The sequence below is a fragment of the Bacillus sp. 5w2 genome (genome assembly GCF_054353775.1).
Map to the genome: position 1 here is coordinate 35,604 of NZ_JBTIWT010000028.1, position 14,000 is coordinate 49,603.

The window sequence follows — 14,000 nt, forward strand, 5'->3', positions numbered from 1 at the left end:
AGGTAAATTGATTGGATATAGTAGAATTAATTGCACTTTATAAATATCAATACAGAAATTCACTATTCAGAAAGACCTTTTATAATCCCTTTCTTCTTTCCTAAAAGATTTTCTCCAACTCATTATTTTCAGTATACTTACCAAAAATCGGAGAATATTTTCTATTTTCATAACGAATCACAATTAGTTAGATTACAGGAATCTTAGCAATAATATTTTTAATACCCCTTTTGATTTTCCCCTTTCTATACATTTTTTCATCTAGTACGTATAAATAAACTATATTTTTATATTCGATAGCATCTAAATATTCCTTTGAAAAGTAGTCCCTAGAACCCTCGTTATGCAAACATTCTATTACCTTTTCATTCGAAACATACTTTTCTATTAATTCTCTAATGTGCATTTCACCAAGGTTGCTATTAAATAAATTATATAGACATGTTTTAAATGTATTTAGAAACATTATACTAATTCCATTGTATTGCTTTTGTTGAGTATCTAAATAATATTTATTAATAACTTCTTTTTGTATTTGATAGCCATTGACCATATCCTCAAATAAATACGGCATATATTTACTTGTTAGTCCACCCATCCTATAATAATATAAAGCCTGATCAATAATTGTTATCCTATTTGATTTTATAAACATTTCCAAATTATAAAAGAGATCGCCACCCAGAAAATGTATTTTATTCAAATACTCCCCACAACTTTCGAGTATCTCCCTTTTATATAGCTTTGCATATAACGAAGGTGGGAATGGGTGTCCCCAAAAGTATGCCACTACCAATTCTTTCCTTATCTCCTCCTTATCATAAATTCTATTATTATCGAAGTATTCACTTTTATTTTTTTTCTTAATCAACACACCGTTACCTAAAACTTTATACGTATTACAAACTTTAATATCTGCAGAACTTTCAACAGATTGTTTATATAATATTTCAACCATTCTTTTGTCAATCCAGTCATCTGCATCTACAAACATGACATAATCAGAACTCGAAGCTTCTATGCCTTTTTTTCGAGTTGTAATACTCCCCTCATTTTTTTATTCATTACAATGATTCTTTTATCTTGTCTTTCATATTTCCTACATATATTCAAACTACTATCTGAGGATCCATCATTCACCAAAATCAATTCCAAATCCTCAAATGTCTGATTAAGAATAGAATTTATACATTTATCAAGTTTTTTCTCTGCATTATAAATAGGTCTTACTATACTTACCTGACTCATAAACTTCACCTCCCTTTGTAGATATCATCTTCACTATTTTCTCTCCATTATCTAACATTTCAAGTGGTGAGATTCAAAAACTTATTCATAAATAGGTCTTACTTGAATTTTTATGTGCTAATCGTCTAGATATTATTTTAATGGTAAGTGTTTTGAATATATCGATTAAATATTCAAACTCTTTAGTTTTTCTGAAAACCAATAAGAAAATTGCATTTGGAATAACTAAACATAAAACGCTACGTATTACTATATTAATGACCATAGAATTATTAAAGATATTGCCCAAAATATCCGTTATTATAACAGCAACTAACACCAGTACTATAAACAAACCATATCTGGCAAAATATAATTTCACTGATTTTTTGAAAACTAAGTTATATATAATATAAGGATCGTACCAGAAGTAAGTACACAATCTACTGATGATGGTTCCAAAAAACACACCTGCAATTCCTATGTGTTTCGCGAGAATTATAGAAACTATAATATTTATAACAGCCGCTATAATAGGTCTATATTTTCCTTTTTTAAATAAACCAGTGGTTTCTCTAAAAGTCGTGGCCGCATTTTGCATTCCAGCAGTAAAAAAATTTAGTATTATGGCAAAAACTATATATTTATCAAACACATAATTTTCACCTAACCATAAAGTTATAAATGGATTCATTAAATTCCAAAGACAAACCGTACAAAATCCATATATCCAAAAATTAGCGAAATTAATCACACGAAAAATAAAATATTTTTTTTCTGCATCTTCTTTAACATTTAAATTTCCGACACTGGCAGTAATAGAATAAAAAAGATACCCTAACAAGGTATTTAATGTGTTTAAAATCAACAAATAGTTCGAATACATACCAACCCAAATAATTCCAACGAATTTAGAGATAACAATATTATCAGTTCCGTTAATTACTACACCACTAATTTTGTATAATAATAACGCATATAAATTTTCAAAAAATATCTTTCTATCCTCTTTGGATAGTTTTGCATTATTTTTCTCTTTTAAATATGGATATAATTTATTTGCCGTATTTGCAATATATATATTTTCAATTACTCTTAATGCTAATTGAACTATTAGCACCATAATATAATTACCTGTAGCTACCAATAAAAAAACTTGTAAAGAGTGAGATATAATTATGAATATACTGTGTATTTTAGATATAATATGATTACGTTGATCAGCGATAATAATTGATTGCTTATACACAAAATAATATGATGAAACTGAACTTACTAAAAATAAGAGATAGATAATGTTAATATTTTCAATTGTAGTATGAGCATTCGTTATATAAGGAAGAAATGGTAATAGTGCTAATCCTATCAATAAAACTATTAATCCTATTAATCTGTATGCTTTTTGGTATAAGTTCATTAATGCCTGTATTTTATAAATATCCTTTTCAGCTAAAGGCCTGTATAAACTATAAATTATAGCAGTATCAAAACCCAAATTAGCTAGCGAAAACATAATTAATATACTTGTAAAAAGTCCATCCACACCTAAATATTCTATGCCAAGTATATAAATAAAAACAGTTCTAACAATAACCCCCATACCAGTACTAATTATTTGTCCAGACAAACCGAATAATATATTTTTTAGGGAATTTTGTATCCTCATAATAATACCTTCTATTTTTAATTGTTTTGTTTAAGTATTGCATTTACTTTAATACGAATCTTTCTTTTTAAAATAGGAAAAAATTTTGTTACTCTATATTTTAGTAATGCTTTTCTTCGCTGCGCTTTAAAATCATAATCTAAAAACCAATCTAGTAAATCTTTATCTAATATATAAGTGTAGTTTTGCTTCATCCGAACTTGAATTAGATTCCAATACATAACAATAAACGTATTTGTAAAAAACTTCACCTCATTATTTAAAGATGTTTTGACGTACTGAAAAAGATTATTTGGGATATTGAATCCATATTCACGCGGATCTTTTCCTTCAGCAATAATTCCCATAATAGTTCTTAAACATTTTTCACATTTACAACAATTTTCTTCATTTTTAAAACATACCCTGATATTAACCGACTCCTTATTAGTTGAATAATGATCAACAACTACTTTAACCTTATCCTGCCTAGTAAGTTCGTATCCATCGTGAAAAACCTCACCCGATGCATATTTTATTTCGTTGTCCACTGTTGGATCAGATGCACAAGTAACTTGATATAAAGGGGAATTAGAACTTGCAATATATATGCATTTTATCTTAAGTTTGAAAGCTATAGGAATAGCTGCAGATATTATTGCTAATCCATGGTGTAATCCATGCCACCATGTATCTTCTAATTTATTTCTAAAGTCATGATCAACATTCCCCGCAATTATAAAAGTACCATAATTAGATTGTATAAGAATGTTTTCTAATCCATTATCTTTTGCAAAATTTATAACATTCTCTTTATCTGCATCCCACACATTACTGCTCTCTATACCATCTTCATGCCATCCATATTCAGTAACCAATAACGGCTTTTTATCCTTTATTCTTATAAAAGTAGTAAGTGCATCAAGGCCTCCACTAAATAAAGATGCTGCCTCTAGTCTAGGAATATAAGTATTTTCAACAATTTTATCTACAACAATAGAACCCATAAATTTGACATTAGGAAACATGTTTTGATATGCATTCTTTATATTATTTAGACAGACATAAAAGGATTGATCTAATTCTTTTATCACTATCGTTGAATCAGTAATCCATATAAGAGGGACTACATTTGCAACAAATGGAATAGCTAAAATGCTATTTGGAATATCAGATAAATCATAGTTGTATTCAAGAAACATATGATTACTTGTCTTAAAATACTTTTGTAAATTCCCCTTGATACTAAAAAAGTAATCAACTCTGCTATGTTTTACGATAATTTTATCAAGAATTATACTATTCATTTTTTCCTCCTTATAAATCGCCTCATTTACCATAGAATTTTGGTTGATTGGAGAATTGTTTTAACCATAGATTTACCACATCAAAATCTACCTTAACATCTGTTATTATTTCTGAATTAATCATTTTTTCAAGATTAATAAAGTCAGCTCTATCGATTAAATTTAAATTGTATGTCTCGCCCATCCCCTGGGCTCTTTCATCTATTGAAATAATTATTGTACGTTTTTTATGTCGCATTGCAAATATACCGCCATGTAAACGCGTTCCGATATAATCCACCTCTGTATTAAGTATTTTTTCGTATTCTTCTATAGTAGGTGGCACAATTTTTATTCCTTGTATATCTTTTAATTTTTTAAAATATTCAAAATCACCCGCATCTTGTATCCAAAAATAAACGTTTTTATAATTTCTATTAAGTACATCTATCAATAATTGATCCTTTACAAAATCCTTAGAATGATGAGTAAGTGTAAAAACTACTGAGTCTGATTTTTTTGTTGGGATTTCCTTGCAAAACTCAGGTGTAAGGGACCATAATGTTGCACAGCCTGTATTTAAAGCTTTAAACCCCATTTCTTCTAAAAACCTTTTCGTTCTTTCGTCCCTAACACTATGTATATATTCATGTGATAGCACTTTCTTATATAACAACTTGGTATATTTATTTATCTTATTTCCTTTCCCTGCACCAACACCAACTAGAATACTCCCTTTTAAAGGACCACAATTAAACATATTAATATTCCATTGAGGAAAGTGAGTAAGCATATCCATCACTAACAAGTTTGAACCGCCTACAAACTTATATTTAGCACTACTATAAATCTGTACTCGATGTGATTTTCTTGCTACTTGATACCAATGAAACGGTGAAACATGGGTGGGTAATGTTAAAACATATGCATTTTTAGTTATATCAGATAGCTGGTACTTTACACACTTCATTATTATGTCATCGCCCTTATTAAGAGAACCTACCGACGTATCTAACACTAAAACATTATCCATGAAAACACTTCCTCCAAATATCTTTTATACATATAATAAAAGATTTTTTAGTTTTATAAATTAATCAATTATCACTCAATTAATCTATATATCTTTTCCACTTCTCTTTCATTACCATAATTTCGTTGACTAACATTATTCACAATTTCAGTTCTGAATTCGACATCATCAACCAGCTTTTTTATTCCCTCTACAATCCCATCTACACCCATTGGACAAATATATCCATCTACACCATTCTCTAACTGGCTTTTTGCAGTTGGAAAATTAGTTATAAGTACTGGTTTATTAAGGATCTGTGCCTCACGTACTGTCACAGCCTTCCCTTCATATCTGGATGGTTGTACATATATATCACATGCCTTTATGTACGGATATGGATTAGTCTTCTTGCCTAGTAGAAAGAATCTACCTTGAAGCTCTAGTTTATCTATCATTTTTTCAAGTTCAGTCTCTTGAGGTCCATATCCAACAATGTACCACTCAATATCGTACCCTTGATCCAATAATTTCCGAAAGGCATATATAGCATCATCGATTCCCTTAGCATATGAAAGTCTACCAACAGTAACAAGTTTGATCCGTTCAAGGCCAACTGGTATTTCATGATTAACATCTTGATTAGATTGCTCACATATAAACTCGGGAGATATTATATTTTCAATAACCTCTACCTTTTTATTAATATAAGGAACGTTACTAAGAAATGTATCTCTACAACTTTCAGAGACAGCCACAATATCATCTATTTCTTTCCACATTTTATATTCCATACCTTTATTTAGCTGTATATTCGAATAATCAGTATGAATCCATCCAATTTTTCTTTTTGCTCGAACTTTATTACCTATGAAATAATGTGGCCACAAAAAACTAATCGCAACATCATACTCTTCTTCCAATTTCGGAAGAAATGGAAGAGACATTCTCCATCCATATTGAATGACAAAGTACCCTGGTTCTTCACTTTTCACATATCTGCCATGCACAGTACCCATAACTTTCCCTATCAACCTTGTTATCCCAATAGAGATATGCCCCTCTTTTACTATCTGTTTAATTGATTTTCTAAAAGTAGTGTATTTTTGTAATTCCTGTAATAAATTTGGTTCTTTCGGTAGTAAAGTGAAAAATTCTCCTTCATGTTTTAATAACATTAAATCTACATCATATCTACTGTAATCAATTGTATTTAGTAAACCAATCAAACTTCTTTCTACCCCACCAATTGCCAAATCAAAAGATGTAATCAATATTTTTTTCTTTTTCATCCTCGAATACCTCACAAAATCTATTGTGGATTTCTATTATTTCATATGACTTTTTTTGCTATCTCCGGCCAACAAATCACCATATGAATCCAGTGTATAAATTAGCAATAAACCAGATTACCTTATAACTTCCTTATCCTCTATTCCGTACAAAGTTAACCAATCAAGAATATTATTATTAATATCAAAACCTAATTTTGAAATGTTATTAATTATAACTCCCTTTTCAGGTCTTTCTTTTAGTAGCGCTTTATAAATTTCTGTAGACCATATTTCAATTTTTTCATCTAAGCCAACAAACGACATTATACCTAACCCCATATCAGTATTTTTAGGTATTGTATCCGCCACAACACAAGGTACGCCTGCACACTGTGCTTCCAATGTCACAATACCAAACCCCTCGAATAAAGAAGGAAAGATAAAAACATCTAAAACATTCATAATTACCGGAACGTCCGATCTCACTCCTAAAAATCTAATATTTTCATAAATACCTAGTTCTTTTGCTTTCAATTCAATAGAAGCTTTTAACGGACCATCCCCTGCTAAAATAGCGATAAAATTCGTATCCCTCTTTAAAATCTCCTTTAATACTTGTAGGATAAAAATATGGTTTTTCGATTCTGAAAAACGACCTATATGCCCAATTAATTTCGCAGCATCCGGTATACAAAGTTCTTTTCTTACACCGTCAATATCCCCTATATCCACATCAATAAATTGATTAATATCTAGTCCGTTTTTAATCAACTGCACCCTATTATCGTTAAGCATCCTTTCACCAAATAAAAAACGGGCCGCTTCAATACTACACGCACAATAATCTGTTCCAGCATATTTAATAATAGATTGCAGAACTTTTAAGGTAACTCTTGCTGCGACTCCAAATCCTTGCGGCCAATTATTACTATGAGAATGACAAATTCTCCTATTTATACCAGCCATCTTTGCAGCCACAGCTACAAAACCACCTTGATAATCCGTATGTGCATGTACAGCCACATATTGACCATTAGACATTATCTTTATAAGTTCTTTAATATATACCAGAGGCCCTACTTTTCCTAGACTCGGTATTCTATATACACTCCCACCTAACGCTGCTATTTCATCTTCATAATCACACTTCCCGCTTCCATGGGATACAAAATCAAATTGGAGTTTCTGTTTATCTATTTTTCTGTATATACTCATCAATAAAGTTTCGGCACCACCCCGATTCATAGCACTGACAATGTGCAAGACTCTTTTGTTTTTTTCAGTCTTAACCATTGAAATCTACCCCAATCTTACAATCAATTCCCTATATTTAATTCTTTATTATCCAAGCAAATTGCTCTTATAGATAATCCCCAAAGTAATTACATGTTCATATACAAAATAAATAAAATAAAATACTAAAACTGCATAATAAATAAGCTTTTGATCTTTATCAGTAAATAACTTTACAACCCAGGAAATTAATATTAATTGATATAATCCAAAATAAATCGAAAACCTTGCAAAAATCCAATTTTGAGTTGAAATAATCATAAAGACTAAACCTAATAATGCCATGTTTACGATATAATCACTTTTCGGAAAAATCTCTCTTAATTTATGTCTTCCAATATAAGCAAGGATAAGCGGAGTTGCTTCCACAGCAACTCGAAGAATATTAGCTCCGCCTTCTTGAAAATCCTTATAGTGACCATATTGTGTATCCCCTATCGCTGCAAAGAGCACTTCTGCAAATTGATTAAACCCGATTACAATAAGCACTGCAAAAAAGAGAAGTATAAATGTTATGGCCGACCAAGCTTTTCTTCGAATTACAAAATAAATCGGAATCAACACAAGGGCGCTTTGATGAAAAGTAGATGCAAACAAAACTATTAAAAAATATTTTTTCCAATTCCCATCTAAAATATATTTTGTGGCTGCAAAAATAATAGCTGCTGTTAAATACTGTCTCACCCCATTCATTGAAACTAAGTACATACCCGATGCTATATATACATATAAACTTAACTCAATCATTCTTGAATATTTATATAAAACCGCTACTATTAATATATTTGTTATTAACGCTGTTATTAAAATTAGAACTTGAGGATCATTCGTATACATTTTTAAAATCATTTGCAAAGTACTAAATCCGATATTCTGGCTATCCTGAACATTCCCCCAATTAAAATCAGAAACTTTAAAAGCGTGCATATAAAAATACGTGTCTCCAATATTATTTCTAAAACCAGATACTACTACAAGAGAAATAGTCGCCATTAAAATCAATAATCGATTCGGCTTTAACACTACGATTTCTGAAGTTACTGGCATAGCAAAATACCGTGCGAAAAACGCTAGTATGAACACTATAAAGAAATTCATCCAAAGTATAGTCATTATTCTTCCCTCTTATCAATCCTAAGTAAATTCCTATATATTTACTTTCATTCTTGTTTTTAATGTAATGTAACTATATAGAATAATTCCAAATGGCACTGCACAAAGGGTAAGCACTTTGCATGGTGACTCTTTTATAAATTTTTTATTCTTCGCAATAATGCTACTTGATACATAATGTACAGCTTGTCTATATTTAAATAATCTATTTGCAAATGGTAGCTTCATCAGTTCCTTACGATAAAAAGCAAAACCTTTTGGATTTTTACAATACTGACTTAGCATATTCATCGAAGAACCATCAGGCATATATTCAACATAACAAAGTGCTTCGTTCATGAGTAACATCTCATGTTTCTGATCCAACATATAGTATTTATATGCCAAACCTACATACTTTTCATTTTTAAAAACCGGATAAGGATACTTCCTAGTTAGTTCTGTGCGATATACTAATTTCTTATCTCCAGTTACACCATGTTTATTGTAAAGATTAAAAAGTGTAGAACGGTCAAGATTGACTGGTAGCTTTGAACCAATTACTGTCCCATCTTTATATAAATCAAGAGCAATAATTCCACTTACTTGGTCATTTCCATTTTCATCCCAAAATGAAATAATTTTCTCTACGGCGTCACTAGGCATTGAGTCATCTGAATCAATGCATACATTAAGTTCTGTATCAATCATCTCGTAAGCTGCATTATGAGCACCATGCATCCCTTGATTCTCTTGCCAGTAATACCGTATGCTTATGCAATCTTCAGAAATCCAAGATTGCACTAACTCCTTTGTATAATCATCAGACCCATCATCTATAATTAACCATATAAAATCTTTACATGTTTGCTGCTTCAAACTTTCATAACACCCCTCAAGACAATATGCTCTATTATATGTAGGGGTAAAAATTGTTAGCTTTTTCAATATGCTCACCTCGATACTGCTACATAAAATTTTTGTGTAAACCCTGTAATATTTTTTATATCGTATCCTTTTTCAGCTAATACATTTTGTTCCACACTTCGCGATACTTGCTTATTCGCTATACTTCGCAATTCCTCTACCCATTTTCTTACATCTAACAAAGAACACTGTTCAACTAAATTCAACCCTAAATCCACATCTTGTGTAATAGTATCTGATATAATACATGGCAAACCCGCCCCTTGTGCTTCAATGAGAGTGACTGGTAATCCTTCATAAATAGACGGAAATACAAATGTATCAAATGCTTGTAATAAGCGATTAATATCACTGCGTATTCCTAAAAATTTAACTTTTTCTGTTAAGTTCAGTTTCTCTACTTTTTTCTCCATTTCTAATCGAAGCGGCCCATCTCCAACTAATAGAAGAATAGAGTTCGGCCTATATTCTATTAATTGAGCAAAAATATCAATTAAAAAAGTATGATTTTTTGGATGTGCGAATCTTCCCACATGTCCAATAACAAAAACATCCCCATGAAGTTTCAGTTCTTTTCTTACGCGCTCTCTAACGTCTGGATTAAATGTAAATTCATCACATTCAATTCCATTTTTCAGTATTTTTGTTGTACTTTCTCTATCGGCAAACAACCATTGCGCTGCAGATACTGAACACGCTAAAAAATGTGTAGCACACGACATAATAAATGCTCCTGCATACCATTTATATAATTTGGCTATAGCCCCACCCTCACTGCTTGTACTATGACTATGCGCAATCCTAACTGGCACCTTCGCTTTTTTAGCTGAACGAAGTACAAAACCGCTCATTTTATCCATATGTGAATGAACGATTTTATATTGTGGATGAGCGTTAAAGAAAGTATCTAGCGCTTTTATATAGCCTCTATGACCAACATCTGTAACGTATGGAATTCGATGAACTTTTCCGCCTAATGTTACTACCTCTTCATCAAATACCCCCTCTTTACAAGTTAAAAAATCAAATTGTACTTTTGAGCGGTCTATATTACGATACAAATTCATAATTAAAGTTTCGGCTCCGCCCCTATTCATATTTACGACTACATGTAATACTCTTAATGGAGTACCCAATTTAAATCCTCCATTTCATCCATATAACTTGTATAAATTTCTTTTTTCTCTTTCAACACTTCATTAACTGAATATTCATTCGTAATACTAGTACGTCCATACTGTCCAAACTTTGCTTGTAATTTAGTATTTTTAGAAATAGTCTCTATTCTTTCAGACATCGCCTGTATATCATCGTGATCTATAATCCAACCATTTTTATTATTAATAATTAACTCCCTATGCCCACGGTTATCAGTAGCTACAACCGGAAGTCCACAAGCCATCGCTTCCATAATATTAACGGGTAAACCTTCTCGGTAACTCGATGCAACTGCAAGATCACATATTTGTAGTAAAGAGGCTATATCATTTCTATAACCAAGAAAGTGCACCTTATTACTCACCCCAAGTTGAGTAGCTAGTTTTTTGCATTCTTTCATTAACGGCCCTTCACCAGCAAGTAAAAGCTTCGCATACGGAATTTCATTTTTCAATTGTGCTAATACACGAATTAAAAAACTTTGGTTTTTATTCTTATTAAATTCAGCAGCATAAAACATTAAAAAATCTTGTGGATTATAGTTAAATTTTAGCTTTAATGCTTGTTTTTCCGTTTCAGTTACTGGGGTAAATCTTTCTATATCTACCCCTACACCGTGAACGAATTTAATATCTTTCGCTTGAAAGCGATGTTTAACTGCTAAATTGTAATCTTCTTGGTTAATTGTTATAAGACAATCTGTATTGATCGCTAAACTTCTTTCAATTGGATAATATAGAAGCCAATTTATGAATGATGCTCCTTTACAAAAGTGGAATCCATGCGCCGTATATATGACCTTCGTTCCTTCCCTCCGTTCCTTCCGAGCAGCTAGACGAGCAATCGCCCCTCCCATAGGCGTATGACAATGAATGATTTTATATTTATTTTGATGAATAATTGATTTTAGTTTTTTATATGCGTGAAGGTTTTGTATGCTAAGAGGTGATCTTTGAATAGGAATATTATATTTTTGAGTAACGTACGGAAGATGTATATTCCCATTCGCTGCAACATGTACTTCCCATCCTTGGTCTGCAAACCATTTCAAATACGGTAAATGAAAAGCTTTAAAATGATAATCCACAGTTGCACAAAACAGAACTTTTTTAGACACCATCCCACGCACCCGTCTTATTATAAATTTTTGCCGTTAACCTGATACTGGTATTAGTAGCTTTAAAGTTTTACGCTGATTCACTAAATTTAACAATCGCTTTCTTAGTTCAAATTCATTTAAATCTGTATATTCAGAAATTATCTTTTCTATTTCTTCTATACGAACATTCATTTCTTTCCCTACATAAATTCTCGGGTGGACTTGCTTCTCATTCATTTCATCTTCTTTTAGTAATTCTTCAAAAAGTTTCTCTCCAGGACGTATACCAGTAAATTCTATTCCTATTTCATCCACGGAGTTCCCTGATAATCGAATGAGGTTTTTAGCAAGATCAACTATTTTTACTGGTTCTCCCATATCTAGCACAAAAATTTCTCCACCTTTGGCTAACGCACCAGCTTGTACTACAAGTCTAGATGCCTCCGGAATAGTCATAAAATAACGAATCATATCTGGATGCGTAACTGTAACTGGTCCACCCTTTTGGATTTGCTTCTTAAATAACGGGATTACACTCCCTCTACTCCCTAACACATTTCCAAATCGTACAGTAACAAACTTTGTATGACTCATTTTATCTTTATGTTGTATTACCATCTCAGCTAATTTCTTTGTCGCTCCCATAACACTCGTTGGGTTCACTGCTTTATCAGACGAAATCATAACAAACGTTCCTACTCCATGTGTTCTCGCCGCCTCTGCTACATTCATAGTCCCAATCAAATTATTTTTAACAGCCTCTTCAGGATTGTTTTCCATTAATGGTACATGTTTATGTGCAGCAGCATGATATACAACATCAGGAAGATGTTTATTCATTATTACATGCATCTTCTTTTCATCTTGAATATCTGCAATTTCTGGAATAAACATGACTTTTTTATCATTGTATTTTTCATGTAACTCCATTTCTATTGAATATATACTGTTTTCTCCATGCCCTAATAAAATCAATTTTTTCGGCTTAAATTTCGCAACTTGTCTACAAATTTCCGAACCAATGGATCCACCTGCACCAGTAACTAAAATGACTTTATCCGTTATATAATCTGAAATGATATTCACATCTAACTCTACAGGGTCTCGTCCTAATAAATCTTCTACTTGAACATCCCTGAATTCATTCACTGACACTTTACCTGTTACTAAGTCTTCTAACATTGGAAGAATTTGTGTTTTTACTTGAGTTTTTAAACATTCTTTTAAAATAGCATTTCGATTTCGCTTGTTTAAAGAAGGAATTGCTAAAATTATTATTTCAATATTCAGTTTTTTAGCGACGTACTCGATTTGATTCATACCACCAATTACTGGAATTCCCCAAATATCAAGATTATGTTTTTTGACATTATCATCAATAAACGCGACTGGCATTAATTCAGTAGCATTATTTTTCAACAATTGTCTTGCAACCATTGTCCCAGCAGATCCTGCCCCAACAATTAATGTTCTTTTTTTATCTCCCTTTTTCACATAATAAATATCTCTGTACATTCTCCAAATAAAGCGAGAACCACCAATTAATAAAATGTGAATCATCCAAGTTACAACTAACAATCGAAAATACATTTTCCCCATGACTAGTTGCTGCACAGCCGCTGTAGTAAGTATAGAAAATGTAACAACCTTGCATATAATTAGCAATTCTCCTATACTTGCATATTCCAAAGCTTTTTTATACAACTTATAAATAAAAGCAAACAAATGATGACTAACTAATAAAGTGATAGAGCTAATAACTGATGATAAGGTGATAACACTGAAGCTAGCATTTACAAAAAAATAACTAAAAAAAATAGCACTTAATACAATCAGTGAATCCATTAAAAGCAATAACGATATCCTCCGTCGATACGTCATATAACTTCCTCCTTTAATCAATTCCATACATAACTCTTTCAAATTTAAAGTTTCTAACTATATTCTCTTTATTAAAAGCATATAGTTAGAAACTTTAATAAAACAA

10 protein-coding genes and 1 pseudogene are annotated in these 14,000 nt (G+C 31.4%); all 11 read right to left on the reverse strand.

The window, feature by feature from the left end:
• Positions 1–187: 187 nt before the first annotated feature.
• A pseudogene (locus tag ACXY7N_RS28525) lies at positions 188–1,248 on the reverse strand (glycosyltransferase family 2 protein).
• A gap of 85 nt (positions 1,249–1,333) precedes the next feature.
• The gene (locus ACXY7N_RS28530) at positions 1,334–2,893 is read right to left on the reverse strand and encodes a lipopolysaccharide biosynthesis protein (protein ID WP_016086734.1); all 1,560 of its coding nucleotides are present in this window, start codon (positions 2,891–2,893) and stop codon (positions 1,334–1,336) included.
• A gap of 17 nt (positions 2,894–2,910) precedes the next feature.
• Positions 2,911–4,179, reverse strand: coding sequence for a hypothetical protein (locus ACXY7N_RS28535; protein ID WP_016135176.1), 1,269 nt, complete (start codon positions 4,177–4,179; stop codon positions 2,911–2,913).
• A 22-nt stretch (positions 4,180–4,201) separates the two neighbouring features.
• On the reverse strand, positions 4,202–5,191 hold the full coding sequence (locus tag ACXY7N_RS28540) for a polysaccharide pyruvyl transferase family protein (RefSeq protein ID WP_016086732.1): 990 nt from the start codon (positions 5,189–5,191) through the stop codon (positions 4,202–4,204).
• Positions 5,192–5,262: 71 nt separating this feature from the next.
• The gene (locus ACXY7N_RS28545; protein WP_016086731.1) at positions 5,263–6,462 is read right to left on the reverse strand and encodes a glycosyltransferase; all 1,200 of its coding nucleotides are present in this window, start codon (positions 6,460–6,462) and stop codon (positions 5,263–5,265) included.
• A 117-nt stretch (positions 6,463–6,579) separates the two neighbouring features.
• Positions 6,580–7,737, reverse strand: coding sequence for a glycosyltransferase family 1 protein (locus ACXY7N_RS28550; RefSeq protein WP_016086730.1), 1,158 nt, complete (start codon positions 7,735–7,737; stop codon positions 6,580–6,582).
• A 48-nt stretch (positions 7,738–7,785) separates the two neighbouring features.
• Complete coding sequence (locus tag ACXY7N_RS28555; protein ID WP_016086729.1) at positions 7,786–8,850, reverse strand: EpsG family protein; 1,065 nt, start codon at positions 8,848–8,850, stop codon at positions 7,786–7,788.
• A gap of 33 nt (positions 8,851–8,883) precedes the next feature.
• Entirely contained in the window at positions 8,884–9,777 is an 894-nt protein-coding gene (locus ACXY7N_RS28560; protein WP_016086728.1) for a glycosyltransferase family 2 protein, read from the reverse strand.
• Between the two features lie 5 nt (positions 9,778–9,782).
• Positions 9,783–10,892: a glycosyltransferase family 1 protein gene (locus tag ACXY7N_RS28565; protein ID WP_016086727.1), complete on the reverse strand. Its 1,110-nt coding sequence runs from the start codon at positions 10,890–10,892 to the stop codon at positions 9,783–9,785.
• Positions 10,877–12,034 (reverse strand): glycosyltransferase family 4 protein, encoded by a 1,158-nt coding sequence (locus ACXY7N_RS28570; RefSeq protein ID WP_016086726.1) that lies wholly within the window; start codon positions 12,032–12,034, stop codon positions 10,877–10,879. The genes ACXY7N_RS28565 and ACXY7N_RS28570 overlap by 16 nt, the downstream gene beginning before the upstream one ends.
• A 33-nt stretch (positions 12,035–12,067) precedes the next feature.
• Positions 12,068–13,894: a polysaccharide biosynthesis protein gene (locus ACXY7N_RS28575; protein ID WP_016135177.1), complete on the reverse strand. Its 1,827-nt coding sequence runs from the start codon at positions 13,892–13,894 to the stop codon at positions 12,068–12,070.
• Positions 13,895–14,000 lie beyond the last annotated feature (106 nt).